Consider the following 21,339-nt stretch of genomic DNA (forward strand, 5'->3'; position numbering starts at 1 on the left):
AATTATCATTATAATATATTACAGAACTAATTGCAACTCTTTTTTAAAAATTATTTTAAAATTTGAGCTTTGGAGCATCACCCTCTTTTTTGATGAAACGTTTGTTACCCAAAATATCTGTTTGGACTTTGTAGATGGAGATATTCGCTTTGTTTAAACCTTTCAAGCACTGTCCTCCTTTAGCGACATTCCCTAATAAAGCCATTAGGGGCTGATTCCCCTCAAATTTAGCTTTATCATAGGGTTTCAATTCAACATAGTGTTTTTGGTTTGGCATAGTTCTAGATAAAAACCTAAACATTTGTTGTTCATCAGTCTTTGTATCCCTAACTAAAATCAAATCATTTTTATATAAGGTAAATTTGAATTCTGATTGTTCGCTTACTCCTTCTTTTTCTTTGATTTTGTAATATTTTTCTGAATTGATAGAATAGTTCCCAGTTCCCTTTTCAAACTGTAAATCAGCATATTTCAATCCTAGTAATTCATATTTTCCAGTCTCAGGATTAAAATAGACATCTGTACGCCATGGAGATAAAGATTGCAATATAACCTGATTCTCACTATTATCTGGGGTAATATCTATATGATTCCCTAATTTGTTATCATAGTATTTCAGGCTCTTAATTTCTGGACCTTTTCCTTTTTTACTATATTTTCGAATAGGACCATTTTCCTGTCTATATTTCTCAAAAGGATTGCAAGCAACTTCTTTTCCTTTTTCATTCTGTTCCTTATCAGGATACGTTTTTAAAATCTCCTCAATAACCTTTTCAAAAGTTAGTGGATCCTTATGGTACATCAGGAATTTACTTTTATCCTTCTTATAGAGTTTTATGAAAGCGTCATAGCCCGTTTGAGTATATATATCTTTAATCTTACCCAATACATAAGTTTCCTCTGACTTATCTTTACCTAATTTCGCTTTTCTCGTTGCATAAATTGTTGCATCAGAAATCTTACGATTATATTTTGAATCCTTTTGATAGGAAAATAAAATACTTTCTTCGAATTTTTCGCTGCTTACCGTATCAACAAAATGATCATAAGGAGCTCTAAATACTAATTCTTTGTACTCATCATCAGTCAATGAAATAATCTCTCCTGTTTCAGAATCCACAAATTTGGTATCTTTATACGAAATCAGAGGATTACTCTGCTTTTTCCAAAGTCTTAATTGACTGGACACCGCGATAATTAATGCATCGACTGCATGATGATGATAAGTTTCACGCGATTTGTCAATCCGCCACTTTCTTCTAAGTTGAGAAGTAAATTGTCCGCGCACTACTGAAATCTTGGTATCAAATTCATTCAATTTATAAAAATCCTGAAGAGTATTTAAAACTACTCTGGAAGAATAACGAGTATCAACTAGATTGCGCTCAATAAATTTTTGTTTTACTTCAATTTTGTTAATGTCTTCCTCATTCAGCAAGTAATCTTTCTTTTTATTACTGAGTGTCTTAGAGTCTTTGACATAGGATTTAAATTCTCTATATGACCAAGAATCATCCATAGCATCAAGAGCTTGAAATGGTGTACGCTGTCCTTTCTCTTGATTGGCCGTTGCTAAAACTAGCACCTTATTGGCTAAACTATCATCAAAAGAAAGAGAAAGTGGCAAAATATGATCAATCTCATATTTGTATTGATTATGAATTAAATCACTGATTGGAACATTCTTTCCAGTGTATAAACATTTTTCTCCCTGTTGATGCCAGAGTCGAATCTTTGTTGCCAATTCTTTATGCCCGTGAAAGACATTATCTGGTAGTTCTTTTTTTCCATTATATTGATAAGCTGCTTTTTCCATTGCAGCATTTTTCTCATCTTCATTAGCTTTTTGACGCTTCACATAATCTTTCTTTGCATCTTCTTCATTAGTTTCCCGCGCCATTTCAATAACGATATTGTCAAAGATACCATATTTTTTTGTAGCAAAATTTATGATTTTAATTGCTTGTCTGACTGACTTAGCAACTACTGGATTGTAAATTTCTTCGGTCAATTCCTTCTCATCAATATACTTAGTTCGTTTTGATGTTGCCTTTGTTTTTTGTTTACCCAATCGTGTAAGGATTGTCATCTGCTCTTCAGATGTTTCATAAAGCTCTGGAATTAACTCCATCATCAATTTGATTGAAAAATTATGCCAGCCTTTTCCAAACAAGGAACTATTAGACTTTCTAAATGAAACTAATTCAGCAATCTGATCTTGTTCAAATTCTTCTTTGGTAAATGATGCTTTAATCGCTTCTTCAATTCCTTCACGTTCCGTATTGAGTGTGAGGATATGAGCAAGCTCATCTAAAACTTCTCTGGATAGTCTCTCAACATCGACCGTTTCCAATGTTTGCATTTTTCGATAAATATCCAAAGTATGCATTTCTGGTTTTTCACTTTTATCAATCCGATATCCCTTGATATCGTCCACTGACGCGTCAACCATTTTTGCTATATACTTCAACAAAGTAGCAGCACCTAAAGTTTTAGCTCCTTTTGCATACTCAATAATCTGTCTCTTCTGCTCCTCACTAAGCTTCTTAGTTTCTGTTGGAACAATCAGATTGTTCAAATCATTGAGTAAATTAAATTCCTGAGCCGTGTAAGAAGCTTTAGAAGCTCTGTATTCCTCTGGATAAAAGGTACATTTCCCAATCAAAATACCAAAAATATTATCCAAAGTTGTTCCATCTGTTCTGAAGCGTCCATAATCCGTGCGAGACTTTTCATTCCCTGGTCCATGGTAATACTTACGTTTTCCAGTTAAAATCGTTAAATAAGCCTGAATAAATTCATCTGTGATATCTTGATTATAGTCTTGCTGTTTTGTCAAGATTCGCTCTGCTTCTTTTTTATATGAAGAGGTCGAAAACACATTAAGCAAACGGTGTTTTTCTCCATTTTCTTCGATAGTAAAATCACCTCGAACCTGTCCGTATTTCTCAAAACGTTCCAGCTGAATCTGTCCCGGCGTTTTATCTGCGAGCAGCTTTCTATTTTCTTCAACAGCCTTTCCATACTCTGAGGAAGAAGACTCTCCATCTTCGTTAGCATCATCAAGATAACTAATCCCTCTCCTTTTGACAATATTTTTCAACGCAATGAATAATTCTTCATTAGTTAATTTCTCAATTAGTCCCTTAACTCGTAGCTCATATGGGTTTAAATTGATAGGTACTTTAGAAAAATCTGTCAACAAACCATATTCATCAAATAACTCGTTTAGTCGTTCTCGACGATGCTTATTACGACGATTTAATCTTCTTGATTGTCTATTTTTTCTACGTTCCACATTATTGTCCGCAGTTGCAGCAGGAAATATCCTTGAATTAGCATGTATAATTTTGCCAGTTTTCTTATCTAAAATACCGACTCCAACTGATGCAATACCAATATCCAAACCTAAGACTAAACCATTCATAATAATCTCCTTTTTAATATATTATCTTAACTCCATTTTACAACTAAATTTTTTAAAACTCAACTAAAAATGCAACACTTTTTTAATTATTTACTAGGGAGTATTAGGCAGTAGAAGAGTAGGAATAGTTATTTCTATCTTAAGATTTAAAACACTACACTAAATAATCCCTATCGTGAGAATTTCGATAGGGATTATTCTTTATTTAATATTCTAAATACTCCGTCCAAAACTGACGTTAACGACTCAGTCAGGCTCAAGAGAAAATGACAACCCATCTCTTTTCCTCCTGAGAGCATTGAAAAAAGCCTTAGACAGGCTTTTAGAATGTCCCCTGCCGGAATCGAACCAGCAACTACTCCTTAGGAGGGAGCTGTTATATCCATTGAACTAAGGGGACTTAGAGAAAAACTCTGCCCAACAACAGAGTCTTTCTAAAATTAACGGCGAATTTCTTTGATACGCGCTGCCTTACCTTGCAATGCACGAAGGTAGTACAATTTAGCACGACGGACTTTACCGTAACGAACGACTTCAATCTTGTCAACACGTGGAGTGTGGATTGGGAAAGTACGTTCAACACCGATACCGTTAGAGATTTTACGAACGGTGTAAGTTTCTGAGATACCAGCACCTTTACGAGCGATAACCACACCTTCAAAGATCTGGATACGTTCGCGAGTTCCTTCGACAACTTTCGCGTGAACGCGGACAGTGTCACCAGGACGGAATGCAGGGATGTCAGTACGAAGTTGACCTTCAGTCAAGCTTTGGATTAATGGATTCATTTTTTCTACTCCTATCTTACTAATCTTAAGGTTCAAGACCGCAGCGGATTAGCCGTTTTTTGTGCTTCCATTAGGCACAAACTATATTATATCAAAATTTCTAAAAATGTAAAGATGTTTAAATGAAAATTCCCAAAAGAATCGCTAAAAATCCGAGGATATAAGTCAAAGCCAAATAGAGAAGAAATTTCTTTCGCTCCGAAAAGAGATCCGCCAGCTCAGCATTCAAGGTGGAAAAGGTCGTCAGACCACCACAGAAGCCTGTTGCCAAAATCACATAAAGCTGCTTGTCTTCTATATGATTATAAAAATAACCAATGAGAAAAGCACCTAGCAAGTTTGCCAATAAAGTCCCAATCGGCAGAGATGCTCTGCTATTAACCTTGGAGAAAACATAACGAACGAGAGCACCAGAGCCGCAACAGATTAACATCGCCCAGATCATGACTTCACCTGCTTTCCAACCCATAGGGCGATTGCAAGGCCGCCACCTACACTTAAAACTAGATAAATAAAAAGCTCCATATAGCGCCCTGAATCAGCTAGTTTGATACTGTCTAGCAGAAGACCAGAAAAAGTCGTCAAACCTCCGCAAAAACCGGTCGAAAGCGCTAGAATTAGGCGCTGAGACTTAACTTTACTGCTAAGATAGTCCTTGATAATATAGACCAGCAAAAAAGTTCCCAAATAATTGACCAGTAAGGTACCCAGCGGAAATGAATCAGCAACAACTAATAAAAGAGCTATCTGATAACGTAGCCAACCGCCTGCCATCGCAGATAAAGCCACAGCTATCGAGTTCCGTACTTCTTTCATTAGATATTTTTATTCTGAAATTCACGTGAACGTTTTAAAATGTCAGAAAAAGTCGCAACAACAGTTTCCTTATAGTCTTTGTTTTCAACCTTATCCGCCACTCTGGCAAAAATCACATCTTCTCTCTTGCTATCCAAGACAGCTGCGCCTGTTAATTTTTTTAAAGCTACGACTTGGCCAACCAGATTCATGCGTTGCTCCAGCAGGGCAACGATTGCATCATCCACTTGATCAATTTCCTGTCTGATTTCTTCTAACGTCATCTACTTCCTCCTTGTATTTTATCTATCATAACAAAATATAGTAAAATTTTCTAGTTTAATTCTAAATAAAAAAGTCCAATGGACCTTAGATTAAGGGGGGAGTCGCAAGGGCGAGTTTTTATCTACAACCTAAAACAGTCCCCCGGACATTATTAAAGGGAACTTGCTTTTGCGAGTTCTCATCAGCAGGTTAAAAAGGTCCAGTGGACCTTTTTAACCAACTGAGCCTTCCATACTCATGTTGATGAGTTGGTTGAGCTCGACAGCGTATTCCATTGGAAGTTCTTTGGTAATAGGTTCCATAAATCCGTTGATAATCATAGCTGTGGCTTCTTCTTCACTGATGCCTCGGCTCATCAGGTAGTAGAGCTGGTCCTCAGACACTTTGGAAACCTTGGCTTCATGTTCTAGCGCGACATTGGAATTATGGATTTCATTAAAAGGAATGGTGTCAGAACTGGACTCACCATCCATCAGAATGGTATCACACTCGATATGAGATTTGGAGCCTGCACTATTCTTACCAAAGCGGACCTGACCACGATAGTCTGTCTTTCCACCATCCTTAGCCACTGATTTAGAAATTAAGGTACTGGAAGTCTTGGGTGCATTATGAAATACCTTACACCCCGCATCCAAGTGCTGGCCATAGTTGGCAAAAGACATAGATAGAACAGAAGTTCTTGCATTGCGACCATTAAGAATGCTACAAGGATATTTCATATTGACCTTGCTGCCTAAGTTTCCATCAATCCACTCTAAGGTACCGCCCTCTTCAACAATCCCTCGCTCCGTTACAAGGTTATAGACATTGTCCGACCAGTTTTGAATGGTCGTATAGCGGAAAAAGGCATCCTTTTTGACAATGATTTCGACATTTGCCGCATGAAGACTATTGCTTGTGTAAGTCGGTGCTGTACAGCCCTCGATATACTGGATAGAGCCACCCTCCTCGATAATCATCAAGGAGCGCTCAAACTGGCCAGCATTTTCACCATTGATTCGAAAATAGGTCTGAACAGGAACTTGGCACTGGACGTTCTTAGGCACATAGATAAAGGTTCCGCCGGACCAAACTGCACTATTAAGAGCAGAGAATTTATGCTCAGCATTTGAAATCACAGTACCAAAATACTGCTTGACCAAGTCCGGATATTCCTGAACAGCCGTATCCGTGTCAGTGAAGATAATCCCCAGCTTGGCAAACTCTTCCTTCATATTGTGGTAAACCACTTCAGATTCATACTGAGCCACAGCTCCAGATAGAAAGCGCTTCTCGGCTTCTGGAATTCCCAAGCGGTCAAAGGTTTTCTTAATCTCTTCTGGGACTTCATCCCAACTGCGAGCCCGATCTCCGCTTAGCTTCTGATAGTAGATAACATCATCAAAGCGAATCCCTGACAAATCAGGGCCAAAGTCGGGCATAGGCAGCTTATGAAAGAGTTCCAAGGATCGCAGACGATAGTCCAGCATCCACTGGGGCTCATTCTTGATTTCTGAAATTTCTCGAACCACTTCTTCTGTCAGGCCTTTACCAGTCGAAAAGAGCGGCTTGACATCGTCATGAAAGCCAAAGGCATAGTCGCGTTCTTTCATAGGGACTCCTCCTTTATCTGATGGATAGCGCTTACTTACATTATACTCCTAATCATGAGAATTGTCAGAAAATAACACTTTCGCACAAAAAAAACGGCCGCAGCCGTTTCCTCTATTTATCACTTTAAACTTTATTAACCAAGCCTTCTGCAAAAGCTTCTAAGCGCGCAATATCATCATCTTCTGCAGATAGGTCTACTTTAACGCTTTCTGCACCCTTCACCGCTCCTGTAGCAGCAAAGACAGAATCAAAGTCATCGACAGCCTTGCAGAATTCGTCATAGAAAGTATCGCCCGACCCGACCACTCCGTAGACCTTGTCAGACAAATCCAAACCAGACAAGTCTTCGTAGAAGTCCATCATCTCATCAGGCAGCTCACCATCACCATAGGTATAGGTCGCCACAATCGCAATATCTGCTTCCAAGAAATCTTCTGCATCGACAGTGGTGCACTCGTCCACTTCAACTTCTACATCCAGGTCTCTTAGCTTATCCGCCACAATATCAGCAATTTCCTCGGTGTTTCCAGTCATGCTGGCAAATACAATTTTCGCTAAGGTCATAGTTTCCTCCAAATTCTAATCTGCTCTCATTATATCATATCTTTTTTATTTTAAAAATAAAAACTCTTATGCTACAATGGGTAAAGAAAGTTGACGAGGTTATTTATGACTCTTTATCATGATATTTTAAGTAAGATCAAAGAATACGATACTATTATCATCCACCGCCATATGCGGCCAGATCCTGATGCTCTTGGCAGTCAGGTCGGACTACAAAAGCTGCTTCAGTACCATTTCCCAGAAAAAACAATCAAAGCGACAGGCTACGATGAGCCTAATCTCATGTGGTTGGCGCAAATGAACCAAGTTGCAGACGAAGAATACCAAGAGGCCCTAGTCATCGTCTGTGACACTGCTAATACAGCCCGCATTGACGACCAACGCTACACGACAGGTGATTTCCTCATCAAAATCGATCATCATCCTGATGATGAGGTTTACGGAGATATTTCTCTAGTTGATACAAGTTCCAGCAGTGCCAGTGAGATGATTGCTCTCTTTGCCTTTGAAAATAACTTAGACTTGAGCAAAGAAGCTGCAGAACTCATCTATGCTGGTATCATCGGTGACACTGGCCGCTTCCTTTATCCTTCTACTAGTGCCCGCACATTCGAAGTAGCTGCCAAATTACGCAAGTACGATTTCGACTTATCAGCCTTGTCTCGCAAAATGGACTCTATAAGCCGCCAGGTAGCTAAACTGCAGGGCTATGTCTATGAGCAATTGGAAATAGATGAAAATGGAACTGCACGGGTCATTCTGCCTCAGGAAGTTTTACAAGCCTATCAACTGACCGATGCTGACACAGCAGCCATCGTCGGGGCACCTGGACGAATCGAAGAAGTCGGTCTGTGGGCTATCTTTGTTGAGCAACCAGACGGGCACTATCGTGTCCGCATGCGCAGCAAGGTTATTCCTATAAATGGTATTGCTAAAAATCATCACGGCGGTGGACACCCCTTAGCCAGCGGAGCCAATGCATTTTCTAAAGAAGAAATAGAGCAAATCTACACCGAGATGAAAGAATTGGCAAAAAAGTAAGAAATTAGTCTAAAAGTCTTGTCAAATCAATCAGAATTTGATAAACTATCAAAGTAACTAATCTATGGCTCGCAAAGAGACCATGGCAGAAAGGAAATTTTTGTAAAATGAGAAAAGATATTCATCCAGAATACCGCCCAGTTGTCTTCATGGACACTTCTACCGGCTACCAGTTCCTTAGTGGTTCAACTAAGCGTTCAAACGAAACAGTTGAATTCGAAGGGGAAACTTACCCATTGATCCGTGTAGAAATTTCATCAGACTCACACCCATTCTACACTGGACGTCAAAAGTTCACTCAAGCAGATGGACGTGTGGATCGTTTCAACAAAAAATACGGTCTCAAATAATCATAAGCACCAATCGGTGCTTTTTTTGTACTCAAAAATTTCTTTTCGCCTTTTTTGAACTTTAAAATCTGTGCACAACCGCCACTTTTGCTTCCTAGTTAATTCAACAAAAAAACTCCAAAAGTCAGACGATTAAAATCTAACTTTTGGAGTGTGGTTTATATGCAACCAAAGATTAAGAACACAGATGTTTAAGAATAAAATTCCTTATTCTTATTATTTATAGCTGTAAGCCCAGTAGTAAACACCGTTTCCGTCTACAACTGTCGCTACTGCACCTTCAGTTACGTTAGGATCAAGAAGCAATTCTCTCAGACCGCTGTTAGCCCATTTCTTAACGACAACAGATGGATCTTCATCACGACGTCCAACAAAGCCTGAGCTATCGTATTGACGTGAGATTTCATTTACTTTTGGAAGTGCTTGATTTTGATAAATGTCTTCTGACCAAGTCAACTCTTTCAAGCCTTGAGCTTTACGCTCTTCATTGATTTTAGCGAAAGCTTCTTTAGCTTTTGAAACATAGTCATAGTTTGTATCGTTTGTTGCTTCAACACGGTAAACAAACTTAACATAACCAAATTCTACATCACTGTATTTCTTGTCCTCAACACCACTCTTAAGGTTTGCAATCAAGACATAATCCTTAGCATATGGGTCTTCTTTGGTTTTCTCAAAGATTTCTGGATCTTCGATTTCCCACTCAACCTTAGCATCCCATCCTGCGTTATCAAGGAACTTAGGATTCATCTTTTCGATAACGTAGTTTTTGAACTCTTCAACGTTCTTGAATGGCAGCGGTTGACCTGCTTTAGCAGTTGTCACTAGGTTAGTTGAGTACAATTTCACGCTAGAGTCTTTATCACTGTACATGTATTCATCATCTGCAGTGTTTTCGTGAAGTTTAGGATCAAGAGCTGGATCGTTTGGATCAGTCATACCTTGAAGTTTCCATTTGTCACCAAACCATTTCCAATATGGAGAGTATCCATTTGCTTCTGAGTCAGATGGTATACGGTAATAATGGGTAGAACCATCGAAGTAATAGTTAGGATCTGACTCAAGAGTCTTGTCACCTGGTTTTCCAGTTGGGTAGATAATTTTTGGAGCTCGTCCATTTGGTGCCCATGTCAAGTGTTCAAGACCTTCTGCTGGTTTTTCAACATATGGCGGAATTTGATCTTCACTTGGTTTATCAGTTGTTACCAAACCAGGAGTCTCTGGTGCAGCAGGTCTTGTTGGAGTTTCTGGTTTTGGTTCTGCTGGTTGCTCTGGTTTTGGAGCAAATGGATTGAGATCACCTTCTGCACCGTTAATCGGAGGATTTTCTGGCAAATCAACACTTGGTACCTCTGGTTTTGGTTCTGCTGGTGTAGTAGGCTCATCTGGTTTATCAGTAGGAGCTGGCGTTGGTTGTTCTGGTTCCGCTGGAGTCGGAGTTGGAACTTCTGGTTTTGGTTCTTCCGGCTGACTTGGAGTTGTTGGATTAGTAGAGTTATCAGTAGAATCCTTAACAAATACCCACTTACCATTTTGATAGTAGTAATAGTCGCCATTATCCAATAAATAGTAATGATAACCATTTTCATAACGATAATGTGGATCGTTTTCCAGATTGTTATTGGATGTGCTGTTATTGTTAGTATTTGTCAGTGGCTTCCACTCACCATCACGATAGATACGGTAAGAACCATCTGTCATACGGTAGTAATGGTTACCATTCCAGTAAATATAGTTCTCATCATTTGCTAGATTGTTGTAGTTATTCCAACCATTATATCCGTAGTTGTTGCTATAGTTATAATTCCAGTTGTTATAGCCTGGATAATAGTTATTATAACCATAGTCGTAATTATAGCCATTGTAACCGTAGTTATAGTTGTTATAGCCATAATTGTAGTTATTGTAACCATAGTTATAATTATTGTAACCATAGTTGTAATTGTTGTAACGGTAGTTGCGGTTGTTACGGTAATTATAGTTGTTATAACCATAGTTATAATTGTTGTAACCACCATTCCAGTAATTATAACCTGGTTGATAGTAGTTATAGCCATAATCTTGAGCCTGAGCATTATTCGCAAGAGCAAATGCTGGAATAATAGCCGCAGCTGCTACAACAGATCTTGATAAGAGTCTGAAACGATTGTTCATATTAATTAAACCTCCAAAGTGACCAACATCACTTCATATTTTTGTGGGGGGAATTTATCTTTTGTGCACAACTTCATAAAAAAGAATTTTACGAAAATACAGCCGGCTGACAGTTGACTTCTCCATCAATATCAAACGCAAAAAACGAATCACTAGTTAGTGAATCCACCTTGTTAAAGGTTGCACATAAATGTTTTTATAGCATTTGATTTAGAAACAAAGAAGTCAATATGCTTGAAAATACTTTTTTATGCATATCTCACCCTCGAGATGAATTATAGCACAAGAAATTTTTGAATGCAAGCATTTTAGTTAACAAGGTGTAAATTATTTTTACGGGTAATTTTTTATAGTTCGTATTTTTGTTTTATTTTATATTTTTTATCTATAAAAATCATTAAAAACTTCTCATTTACGAACTAAAACAATATAAAAATGTTTATAATTAGGTTTACACTGTGTAAATTATTTTTATTACTTATTTATAAAAACTCCTCACCCTATCATTCCGATTTTTTATTTAAGTTTATTTTAAGCTTATATTAAGCCTTTTTTAAGCTAAACTTAAGTTTGTTTTAAGAATTAAAGAATCTGTTTGTGAATTCCTCCCTTATGGGTTTTTATTTATAGAAATGAATAAGTGTTAAAGAGTAGTAAAAAATACTAGAAGCATTTATTCCAGCTTCTAGTATTTTTGTATTTATTAATATTTTAGTTGTTTGATAACTAAGAGGTGGCTATCTTCCTCTCCGACCAAGCTGTGTGGCTCATTGGGCTCCATCGTCAAAAAGGAACCTGCCACTAGCCGCACGGTTTGTTCTCCAGCAGAAAAGCTCACATCTCCCGACAAACAAACAACTGTTACTAGTGCATCAGCACTGTGCTCTGGTACTTCTTTTCCTTTAGCAAGATGCAGATGATGTATGATCCTGCCTTCTTCTTGAACAGGTGTTTCTGCAAAATCATTATTGGGATTGGTAACAAAAAATTTCATTTTCTTCCTCCTTCTAATGGATGATGTGACTACTGATCTTCATAGCCTCCACCGGTAATGCCGAAATATTCTTCTAAAGATTTGCCTGATTGAGCAATTTCCTTGGCTTCTTTACCAATATAGCGCAGATGCCAGCTTTCAGGCATATAGCCAGTTGAACCTTCCTTACCCTCTAGATAGCGAACGATAAAACCGTATTTATAGGCGTTATCTAGAAGCCACTGACTTGCTCCAGCTTCTTGTACGAGATTGCCATTCTTGTCAATCAAGTCAAATGCCAAACCAGTCTGGTGCTCGCTGTAGCCTGGTCGAGCTGAATAGCGGTCTGCAGCTGCCTTACCATCCTGATTGACATAGTTTTGATAGAGCTCGGTCTGAGTATCATAGCTGCGGAAACCACTGTATTGGTCGCTAATGGCATAGCCTTGTGCCTGCATGTCTGCAATCAGTTTGAGCAATTCTGCTTTAGCAGTCGCATTCTCACCTGGGTTATAGGAAGCAGACAAAGGATAGTGTTTGTTGACAACAAGAATCTCATCATATTTCCCTTTGACACTGTAGTAGCTGCCGTTATAAGAAACATTTTGATCAAGAGTTTTGGCCTCGTGATTTTGCTCTTTTTTAGTATCAGCGCTATCTGAAGATGTTGTCGTATCTTGGTTAGAATTTTTGTCTTTTTCAGCATCTTGTTTCTTAACTGTGCTAGTTGAGCTAGCCGCTTGTTTATCAGAGCTATCTCCAGTAGTGTCTTTACCAGACGAACACGCGCCTAGAACAAGAACGGATGCCGCAAGAAAAATTAGTTTACTGTATTTCATTGTCATAATATCAACCTTCTGAAACTTCAAGATTATAGATTACAAAAGAATCCCCGTTAGGTTTCAAGTAATAAGTCTTATTTTTACGATTTACACTATTTGGAGTGTTATCGGTATAGTGGACCGTATAGTCCTCATATGTTGTCACGATATAGGAACCATTTTCTTCCTTGATTTCGCGGATATCCAAAGCTCCTGGCTCATAATAGTTAATTTTCGCTTTCTTAACACCACCACCAGAGGTCCACTCAACCATTTCTCGATATACTGCACTAGAGGTATCGTAGTATTGAGAATAGTTGTTGCTCCTGTTAGAAACTGAGCTGAAAACAGCACTGCGGTAGTCATTAAGGAAAGTAGAGACTTTTGCCTTTTGAGCCTCAACCTTTTTCGCTTCTTCGTTCTTTTCTCTAATCTTAGAAACTACTTCCTTAGGAAGCGATAATTTCACATTAGTAGTATCATTTTCCACAATTACTGTCTCTTTATTGGTAGTAAAGGTAGTATCAGAGATAGTAAACTTGGCATAAATTTCAAGTTCTTGATAAGGAACAAGCTGCAACTCAGGGGTTAAACTGCTACCACTTTCTTTACCATTAACAACGATTTTAATATCTGTTGCTTTTGAAGTTTCAGAAGGCATAGTAATTTTTAGCTGTTTCTTTTCAGACTTGAGATCCAGTTTGATTTCATTATCCTTAGCCGTAGCTAAATCAAGCTGAACCTTACTCTCTACATCTCCAACATCCGTCTTACCTTTGAGAGTAAAGTCTTGTTTAATGAAGTGATATTCACCCAATTCAGTGTCTGTATTTTTCTTAAGAGTAATAGTTTTTTTCTCACCAGGTTTAATGGTAGCATTATCTAAATTAGTATTGACTTTAACTTTGACTGGATAGGAAACCATCTGATATTCCTGGAAAATACCAAATTTCTTACTCTTTTCAGTAACACCTAAAATCTTATTATTGTTGTCATCAATATAAGCAGATTTACCATTTGACTCAACAATGTTATCTAGCTCAGTTTCGAGATTAATCTCCTGACTCTCTAGGTGCTCAACTAAAGCTCTTGCTTCAGCACGTGTCCACTTATCGGATTGAGTAGAGAGAAGACTTGCCACTTCATCAAAGTCTTTACTAGAGACTGCTTTTGCAAAATGGTCTGTGACCACTTTGACTCCGGTTATAGAGTTTAGATAGAAGAAAGCTCCAATCAAAGCAGCAACTAGAAGGGTTGGACCCCCAATCATGATTGCTTGCTTTTTGGATATTCTCTTTTTAGCCTTTTTTACTGGCTTCTGTGGTAATTGTGAGTCGAGCAATTCAGACCGAATAGGCAAGTTAGAGAATCCTTGACTCTTAGCTTCTGCAAATTCTTCTTTGGTAGGTTTTCGACCAATATTATTTTCAAAAGCTTGCAGCCAATTCTTACGAAGCTCTTCATATTGGCTAGATTCAAATGAGCTTTGCTTATCATCTTGGTGGGAAGATGGTTGAACCGATTCTTCTGTGACAGAATCTTCAGAAGGTGTCTCCTGAACAATATCTTGATTCTCAGAAGCTTCATCAGTAGTATTTTCTACTGACGAAGTTTCTGTGGTTGCTTCCTCTACTTCGCCTGCAATCTCCTTAATCTTTTTTGGATCAAAGTTAGATTGTTTGCCAGCTTGGAACTCACTTGCAGTTGGTTTTCGACCAATTACTTTTTCAAAGAGATCAACCCATTTTTCTTTTGTTGCCATAAATCTCCTCCAAGATTACATCATTGCGATACTAGCTAGTAGAGAAAAAGCGATGAAAGAGAAGATAATTGTAATCACACCATTGATAATAATGGCCAATAGATATTTATAAAAAGGATCCATAGAGTTGTTTGTCTTGGAATAAATCAAAGCAAAGGTCGCTCCAACTCCAATTAACAAAATTCCAATCCATGTGAATAAAAGGGACAATTGAATGACTCCTAGTAGAGCAAATAGAGCTGAAATAGCAATAAACGGAAGAACTATAGCATACAGTCGGCCGTACCAATCAAAAGCCTTATTAAAGGTAAAACTTCCATCCTGATAGACCAAACGCTTCACAACAAAACCACCTAAAATAATAGAAAAAAGGAAGAGAGCCGCTGCTATCAGGGAAACAAAAAAGACTTTGAAATTAAGAGACGGAACAACATCATACAAACTAAGACTGTATACCCTAAACATATTGATGATACTGTAAACGTTGGAATTTGCGACAATAGCAAAAAAGAACACTGTCAAACCTAGAGATAGGTAGCCATTCACCTTACTGCTCTCAACTTCAGATGTCGGTGATTTCCAAGCTGAAACAAGCCAAGCCCAGAAACCTTTCATTGTTTTAGAAAACTCGCTGGGTTGAGGAGGTTGCTGACTGTAATAAGCCTGTGGTCCTTGTTGAGGTACTTGTGAATTGAACTGTCCTTGCTGCGGGTTGTTCTGATAAGCTTGCGGACCAAAAGACTGAGGCTGTCCAGCAAAGGGGTTCGCTTGCTGAAATCCTTGTTGCTGATATGGTTGTCCCTGATTAGCAAATTGATTTGGATTTGCTTGTTGCTGAGGAACTTCTTGATATTGTTGAGAAGTCTGCTGAGCAAAAGGCTGTTGGAAATTTTGCGGCTGTTCAAAGCTTGATGAAGCCGGACTAGCTTCACTAGAGGCTTGCTCCGCACTTACCTGTTCAGCTTCAACAAATTCCCCGGCAGCCAATGCTTGGGCAATTTCTTCCTCTGTAGCCGAGCGTCCATTAACGGCCTCAAAATATTCAAGCCAATCTTGTTTTGACATAAAAGATCTCCTATCTATAAATTATTATACTACTATAGTATACAAAAAAAGGGCCGGAAATTCAATCTATTCCGGCATTTGCTCTTCTTAATCGCTTGTCATATCGTCAATTTAGCAGGAAAAGCTTCGACTCCTCCTTCGACATTGATTACTTGGTAACCCTTAGCTTCCAAAAATTCGCAAGCACGCGCTGAGCGGCCGCCTTTTTGGCAGATGATATGGTAGGGGATTTGTTTATCTAATTGCTCATACTTCTCCGGTAGGCTGCTGAGAGGCAGATTCTGAGCTCCAGAGACATGTCCAGCTGTAAATTCGTCCACCTCGCGGACATCAATCAACTGCAGTTCTTCTGCCTGCAATTTGTCATATAAATCTTTCGCACTAATTTTATGCATTCTTTTTCTCCTATTCATTCATAATCACGATTTTTCCAAAACCTGCTGTTCCCTCTATAAAAGCATGAGCTTTGGGCACTTGCTCTAGGGAAAAGACACGCCTTGGTGTAACATTGACCTGGTACTGGTCAATATAGTCAAATAATTCATTCATCAAGTCTTGACTCACATGAGCAGAGTGAAAACTTGTCAGAAAACTGTTATTTCTAATTTCCTCAATTGGGTTGAAACCATTCAACTCCCACTGGCCACCCAAGAGGCCAGTCACACAGATAATCCCGCCCTCTGCGATATGGTCAAAAGAATCCTTGACAGTCGCTGGGCCGACCAACTCCAAGATTTTGTCAAACTTCTCCTCTGTTTCCAGTTGGCCATCCTGATCTATGATGATATCGTCGTAAGCTTGGTGTTTGAGTAGAAACTGTTTGGAACCACTATTGACCGATCCGACGATATGTGTGTCTGGAAACTGTGCCTTGACCAGACGAGCAAAGGCCAAACCGACACCGCTAGTAGCAGCTCGGACTAAAATCTTGTCATTGGGCTCAATACACAGATTTTTCATAGAGCCTAGAGCAGTATAATAGGTCTCTGGCACTGCAGCCAGCTCCGTCCAGGTCAGGTTGGTCTCGACTGTATAAATTTGGTCGTTCGGCAGGAGGACATACTCAGCATAAGAACCGTCAAAAGCTCGCCCCATTTCACCCATAATGGAAACCACTTTCTGGTCAATCTCTAAATCTGACCGAGTCGTCTCGGCAACATGGCCAACACACTCAATGCCTAAAATTCGAGGGAAGGTGACACTAGGAGATAAACCCTCGCGAGTAAAAATCTCTGAGTGGTTAATTCCAAATCCTCTAACCTTGACCAAGGTCCAGCCTTCTTGAAGTTGTGGAATCGGTCTTTCTTCCAGCAGAAGCTTTTCTGGACCACCTGCTTCGTAAATGACTATAGCTTTCATCGTTTCCATAGAATCACCTCGCTTTCTACAAAGTTTAGCATTCTAAGCCGAGACTTTTCAAAAAATCTGTCAGATATTCCTGCAAGGTATAATAGTTCTTTTACAAAATCATCAGCCGGCTTCTTGAGGGAAACCAAGTTGCTGGATACGTCCTTCAACCAAGATCAAGGTGGAGGTACAAAAGCGCTAGCAAACGAGTGATATCAATCCGCTAGGTTTAATCACTCGAAAGAGCAGCTGGATAGTACTCCTCTATCACAGCAAAACAGTTAGTTAAAGATCCAGGACTTGGTAAGAGTAGCCCAAATCTTGCAAAAATTTGAACAAATCCTGTGTAGAGATAAAGATGGTCTTTTCATTAGTATTAGGATGGAAAGTCATGCGTTCTTCGTTGATAATCTCTTTATCAAAATAAACTTGAATGTCCTTCTCCTCATTATTGAGCAAACCAAAAGGTGAAACCGTTCCGGCTGGTAGGTTCATTTTCTCAGCCAAGGATTCCAATGAGGCCATGCGAATCCGATCGGCTCCCACTTGAACTTTAAAGTCATCCATATCCAATCGTTTCTTGTCATCCATAATTAGAAGATAATACTGAGTTTTCTTCCTGTTGGTCAAAAACATGGACTTAGTCCGAACACCTTCCATGCCTTCAATATAGCTATCTGCCTGCTCTGTCGTAAATGCAGGTGGGTGCTCCACCACATCAAAGGCGATCCCCAACTCTTGCAACTTGTTAGCTACTTGTTGATAAGCATCCATAGTTTTCTCCTTTATTGATGAATAATCTTTTGCACCAACGCTTGCAATTCTGGCACCACTTCAGCCTCAAACCAAGGATTTTTAGCCATCCAGATTTGGTTGCGGGGCGATGGGTGAACCAAAGGAAAAAAGTCAGGCAGGTAGTCTTGATAATGCTGAACCGTCTCGGTCAGCTTGATATTTCCTTTTTGATGCAGATAATATTTCTGTGCATACTGACCAATCAAAATGGTCAGCTCAATATCTGGCAAAAGCTCTAAAATCGGCTGATGCCACCTTTCGGCAAAGCCCTTACGAGGTGGTAAATCTCCAGACTTCCCATGCCCCGGAAAATAAAAATCCATGGGCAAAACCGCAAAGTATCCAGAATGATAAAAAGTCTCTTCATCGACACCCAGCCATTCTCTCAGCCGGTCACCACTCTTGTCCTTCCAGTAAAGCCCTGCCTGCTGAGTTTTCAGCCCCGGCGCTTGACCAACAATGTTAATCCGAGCATTCTTAGGTGCCGCAAAGAGTGGCTTGATTCCCTGCTCCGTAAATTCTTGATTTTCTGAATCAGCCATGATGGTCTTGGCAATATCCTCTATTGTTTGCATGACAGCTCCTTGAAAAGAAACTCATCCAGCAAGGCCAAACGAGTTCTTCTTTTTTATTTGATTAGCTCGTAGATAGCCTCCGCGTAAATGGCCGCAGCACGGAAAAGGTCTTCTACATCAGTAAATTCGTTGGCTTGGTGCATGGTGTTGACATAGTCTGGGAACATAGCACCAAAAGCCACACCGCGCTTCAAAAGACGGCCAAAGGTTCCACCACCAATGACTTGCTCATGTCCTTTGAGACCTGTTTGCTTTTCATAAACACTCAAAAGAGTTGCTACCAACTCATCATCTGCTGGAACATAGTGCGGAGTATGTCCATGCTCAGACAAACTCACAGACACAACACCAGTAACTTTTTCAAGACCGGCCTGAATTGTTTTCGGATCAGTACCTTGAGGGTAACGGATGTTCAGAGCAATGGTATTGTCAGCCTTGGCACTGTCAAAATGGAAAACACCAGCATTCATGCTGAGAGCACCCATTTTAGCATCTGTATAAGCAATTCCTAACTTCTCACCTGCAAAGTCCTCGTGCAGAACTTGAGCTGCAACTTCCAGATAAGCCTTGGCGTCACCAGCAAAGTCAAATTGGTTGAGGAAGAGAGCTAGATAGGTTGCTCCGTTGATACCATCCTCTGGTGTAGAACCATGAGCTGATTTCCCAATGACTGTCACTTCAAGAGCGTCGCCATTTTCTCTCAGACTAGCTGAAACCTTGTGAGCAGCAGCAAAGTCTTGTAATTTCTTATCCAATTCCGCTGCATCAACTGCTGATGTAAAAATAGCTGTCGCTGATTCTGGCACCATATTCTCACGAAGTCCGCCAGTGAAGCTCTTTAGTTTAAAGCTGCCATCATTACTGTTACCAAAGTGGAGATATTCTGTGATATTCCCTTTTTCACCATTAATGATTGGAAATTCTGCATCTGGTGAGAAACCAAAGTCTGGCTCAGGCAAACCAACATGCTTGAAATAATAGTCCATGTCTTGCCAACCTGATTCCTCGTCTGTCCCCACCACAAAGCGCACGCGCTTCGATACTGGCAAGCCCAAGTCTTTGATGATTTTCAAACCGTAGTAACAAGCCATGGTTGGCCCTTTATCATCAGACGAACCACGCGCATAAAGCTTACCATCAATAATTTCAGGTTTGTAAGGATCTGTATTCCAGCCACTCCCGGCAGGGACTACATCCATGTGGGCAAAAATCCCAAGTTCTTCAGTACCCTCACCAAAAGTAAAGTGACCAGCATAATTGTCCACATTCTTTGTTTCATAGCCATCACGCTCAGCGATCTCTAAAAACTTATGCAGAGCTTGAACAGGTCCAGGTCCAAAAGGATGTTCATTATCAGCTTTGGAATCATCTCGTTCTGAGTTGATTTCCAAAAGACTGAACAGGTCAGCTAAGAGATCTTCTCTTCGTTTTTCAACTTCTGCTTTAAAATCAATTGTCATTATTTTACCCCAATTTCCAATTCGATTTAAATCGATAAAACTATGGATTAAATCGTAAATATAACTATATCAACGTTTCTCAATGATTTCATCAACTGGCAAACGATAACTAGGTTCTAGTTTTTCATCAGTATAACCAACAGTAATCAAGAGTTCTGGACGGAAACGCTCATCAATTTCCAAAACCTCATTAACCTTTGATTTATCGAAACCTAAGATAATGTTAGATCCGATACCTTGGTCAGTCAGAGCCAGAACAAGATTCATGGCCACCAGACCAGCATTGAGAGCTAAATAATCGCTCTTTTGCTGTTCACTATAGCGAGCAAACTCAGCTGGCAGATTCTGCATGTAAAACTGGAGTTGCTCATCAGAGAAATTCTTAACTCCAGCCACACGCGCAATCTTGCGAGCCCGTTTGGGCAAATCTGTATCCGTAAAGAGAGCAATGGTCACTGGTGCTTCCTTAATCTGGTCCACATTTCCACCGAAAGCTGTTTCAGCCAAAGCTTGATTATGCTCCCGCACCACAACGAACTTCCATGGCTGACTATTGTGGGCACTGGGTGCCAACGTTGCAATTTCAATGGCTGTGCGAACATCCTTTGGATCCACAGGTTTGTCGTTAAAACGCTTGGTTGCATGACGCTTTTTGTTGAGTTCTAGAAATTTCATAAGTTGCATCCTTTTCTAAATATACTAGCTTCATTTTATCATATTTTGTAAGAGTTTGCAGTTTTTTTCCTTTCATAAATTTCACTAAATCATTATTAGAAATGCTTAAATTATGCCTATTTTTATTTATAATTGAGTATAAACAATATTTTATTTAAAAATTTTTTGATTCAATCTTATCTTTTAAGTCACTTAAATTTCCATCTATTTTACATTTTGCTACAAAAAAAGCAGGTGATTCTTACCTGCTTTGTTAATATTATTGTCCAGATTTAAGCTGACCAAGAGCTTTATAAGCCCCTTCAATAGCCTTCTTCATAGCATCACGTCCTGTTTTCAATTGCTGAGCAAATAGAGCACGATTTTGTTCTGGAATTTCTGTATCATCTGAACCAGCACTTGAGAGCGTTTCATTAAAAGTTTCTCTTGAAGTTTCCATAGATTGAATAGCTGGTTCTACTTGTTGATTGTATGCTTCTTTCCCAGCCTCAGGTACTTTGTTCCCAATTTCATCAATGTACTTTTTATAATTATCAATCAACTTACTAAAGAGAGCTTTCATGTCACCAATTGTTTTAGCATTGTCGATTTCTTCATCTGTCAAAAGAACAATTTCTGGGATTTCTACATCTGAACTAGCTGTTTTTGATGAAGTTTCAGAGCTACTTGATTTACTCTTTGAAGTAGATTTTTTTTCTACAGAACTTGAAGCTTTTTCAGAAGAATCTGATGTTGTTTTTCCAGAACATGCTGCTAAAGTTATAACCGATAAAAGCGCTACACTAGCTGTAATAATTTTTCTCATTACTGTCTCCTATTAATAAAGAATAGACATATTATAATACAAAATTATTTTATTGTCAAAC

The 21,339-nt window shown here is 39.2% G+C and carries 21 protein-coding genes and 1 tRNA gene; 2 read left to right on the forward strand and 20 right to left on the reverse strand.

The features are described 5' to 3' along the window. Positions 1-55: 55 nt before the first annotated feature. The 8 genes from cas9 to RP262_RS07600 all read right to left on the reverse strand — a co-directional run bounded on the left by cas9 (position 56) and on the right by RP262_RS07600 (position 7,455). On the reverse strand, positions 56-3,427 hold the full coding sequence (cas9, locus tag RP262_RS07565) for a type II CRISPR RNA-guided endonuclease Cas9 (protein ID WP_311154762.1): 3,372 nt from the start codon (positions 3,425-3,427) through the stop codon (positions 56-58). Positions 3,428-3,755: 328 nt separating this feature from the next. Continuing rightward, a tRNA-Arg gene (locus RP262_RS07570) sits at positions 3,756-3,827 on the reverse strand. 40 nt (positions 3,828-3,867) lie between these two features. After that, positions 3,868-4,215 (reverse strand): 50S ribosomal protein L19, encoded by a 348-nt coding sequence (gene rplS, locus RP262_RS07575; RefSeq protein WP_009660455.1) that lies wholly within the window; start codon positions 4,213-4,215, stop codon positions 3,868-3,870. 118 nt (positions 4,216-4,333) lie between these two features. Then, a complete protein-coding gene (crcB, locus tag RP262_RS07580) occupies positions 4,334-4,660 on the reverse strand; it encodes a fluoride efflux transporter CrcB (RefSeq protein ID WP_311154763.1) in 327 nt (108 codons plus the stop codon). Beyond that, the gene (gene crcB, locus RP262_RS07585) at positions 4,657-5,031 is read right to left on the reverse strand and encodes a fluoride efflux transporter CrcB (RefSeq protein ID WP_295506914.1); all 375 of its coding nucleotides are present in this window, start codon (positions 5,029-5,031) and stop codon (positions 4,657-4,659) included. Before crcB (RP262_RS07585) ends, crcB (RP262_RS07580) begins: the two co-directional genes overlap by 4 nt. Continuing rightward, on the reverse strand, positions 5,031-5,294 hold the full coding sequence (locus tag RP262_RS07590) for a chorismate mutase (RefSeq protein WP_126435517.1): 264 nt from the start codon (positions 5,292-5,294) through the stop codon (positions 5,031-5,033). The genes crcB (RP262_RS07585) and RP262_RS07590 overlap by 1 nt, the downstream gene beginning before the upstream one ends. Before the next feature lie 213 nt (positions 5,295-5,507). Further along, positions 5,508-6,890, reverse strand: coding sequence for a Fe-S cluster assembly protein SufB (sufB, locus tag RP262_RS07595; protein WP_002918936.1), 1,383 nt, complete (start codon positions 6,888-6,890; stop codon positions 5,508-5,510). A 124-nt stretch (positions 6,891-7,014) separates the two neighbouring features. Next, the gene (locus RP262_RS07600) at positions 7,015-7,455 is read right to left on the reverse strand and encodes a flavodoxin (protein WP_049541108.1); all 441 of its coding nucleotides are present in this window, start codon (positions 7,453-7,455) and stop codon (positions 7,015-7,017) included. Positions 7,456-7,560: 105 nt separating this feature from the next. Between RP262_RS07600 and RP262_RS07605 the strand changes: the two genes are divergently transcribed. Both RP262_RS07605 and RP262_RS07610 read left to right on the forward strand, forming a co-directional pair. Beyond that, entirely contained in the window at positions 7,561-8,496 is a 936-nt protein-coding gene (locus RP262_RS07605; protein ID WP_311154764.1) for a bifunctional oligoribonuclease/PAP phosphatase NrnA, read from the forward strand. A gap of 107 nt (positions 8,497-8,603) precedes the next feature. Then, positions 8,604-8,846, forward strand: a complete 243-nt coding sequence (locus RP262_RS07610) for a type B 50S ribosomal protein L31 (protein WP_002895374.1) — start codon at positions 8,604-8,606, stop codon at positions 8,844-8,846. 216 nt (positions 8,847-9,062) lie between these two features. Here RP262_RS07610 and RP262_RS07615 read toward each other — a convergent pair whose 3' ends face one another. From RP262_RS07615 to RP262_RS07670, 12 genes are all read right to left on the reverse strand, one after another. Next, complete coding sequence (locus RP262_RS07615; protein WP_311154765.1) at positions 9,063-11,000, reverse strand: CAP domain-containing protein; 1,938 nt, start codon at positions 10,998-11,000, stop codon at positions 9,063-9,065. Positions 11,001-11,703: 703 nt separating this feature from the next. After that, complete coding sequence (locus RP262_RS07620; protein ID WP_002895366.1) at positions 11,704-11,994, reverse strand: cupin domain-containing protein; 291 nt, start codon at positions 11,992-11,994, stop codon at positions 11,704-11,706. Between the two features lie 29 nt (positions 11,995-12,023). Further along, the gene (gene ldcB / locus RP262_RS07625; protein WP_371601580.1) at positions 12,024-12,818 is read right to left on the reverse strand and encodes an LD-carboxypeptidase LdcB/DacB; all 795 of its coding nucleotides are present in this window, start codon (positions 12,816-12,818) and stop codon (positions 12,024-12,026) included. 4 nt (positions 12,819-12,822) lie between these two features. After that, on the reverse strand, positions 12,823-14,556 hold the full coding sequence (locus RP262_RS07630) for a TcaA second domain-containing protein (RefSeq protein WP_311154766.1): 1,734 nt from the start codon (positions 14,554-14,556) through the stop codon (positions 12,823-12,825). A 15-nt stretch (positions 14,557-14,571) separates the two neighbouring features. Next, positions 14,572-15,621 carry a DUF6574 domain-containing protein gene (locus tag RP262_RS07635; RefSeq protein ID WP_124765983.1) on the reverse strand — a complete coding sequence of 350 codons (1,050 nt, stop codon included), beginning with the start codon at positions 15,619-15,621 and terminating at the stop codon, positions 14,572-14,574. A 98-nt stretch (positions 15,622-15,719) separates the two neighbouring features. Continuing rightward, on the reverse strand, positions 15,720-16,034 hold the full coding sequence (locus tag RP262_RS07640) for a rhodanese-like domain-containing protein (protein WP_311154767.1): 315 nt from the start codon (positions 16,032-16,034) through the stop codon (positions 15,720-15,722). Beyond that, positions 16,027-16,989 carry a zinc-binding alcohol dehydrogenase family protein gene (locus RP262_RS07645; RefSeq protein WP_311154768.1) on the reverse strand — a complete coding sequence of 321 codons (963 nt, stop codon included), beginning with the start codon at positions 16,987-16,989 and terminating at the stop codon, positions 16,027-16,029. Before RP262_RS07645 ends, RP262_RS07640 begins: the two co-directional genes overlap by 8 nt. 264 nt (positions 16,990-17,253) lie before the next feature. Beyond that, the gene (locus RP262_RS07650) at positions 17,254-17,742 is read right to left on the reverse strand and encodes a prolyl-tRNA synthetase associated domain-containing protein (RefSeq protein ID WP_124765985.1); all 489 of its coding nucleotides are present in this window, start codon (positions 17,740-17,742) and stop codon (positions 17,254-17,256) included. An 11-nt stretch (positions 17,743-17,753) separates the two neighbouring features. Continuing rightward, positions 17,754-18,338, reverse strand: coding sequence for a uracil-DNA glycosylase family protein (locus tag RP262_RS07655; RefSeq protein WP_002912595.1), 585 nt, complete (start codon positions 18,336-18,338; stop codon positions 17,754-17,756). 53 nt (positions 18,339-18,391) lie between these two features. Beyond that, on the reverse strand, positions 18,392-19,798 hold the full coding sequence (pepV, locus tag RP262_RS07660; protein ID WP_002912597.1) for a dipeptidase PepV: 1,407 nt from the start codon (positions 19,796-19,798) through the stop codon (positions 18,392-18,394). Between the two features lie 69 nt (positions 19,799-19,867). After that, positions 19,868-20,473 (reverse strand): nitroreductase family protein, encoded by a 606-nt coding sequence (locus RP262_RS07665; RefSeq protein ID WP_032913401.1) that lies wholly within the window; start codon positions 20,471-20,473, stop codon positions 19,868-19,870. A gap of 259 nt (positions 20,474-20,732) precedes the next feature. Further along, the gene (locus tag RP262_RS07670) at positions 20,733-21,278 is read right to left on the reverse strand and encodes a hypothetical protein (RefSeq protein WP_002915030.1); all 546 of its coding nucleotides are present in this window, start codon (positions 21,276-21,278) and stop codon (positions 20,733-20,735) included. Between the last annotated feature and the right edge of the window lie 61 nt (positions 21,279-21,339).

Origin of the sequence: uncultured Streptococcus sp., assembly GCF_963456385.1 — a bacterium.
In the GTDB taxonomy this organism is placed as follows: Bacteria; Bacillota; Bacilli; order Lactobacillales; family Streptococcaceae; genus Streptococcus.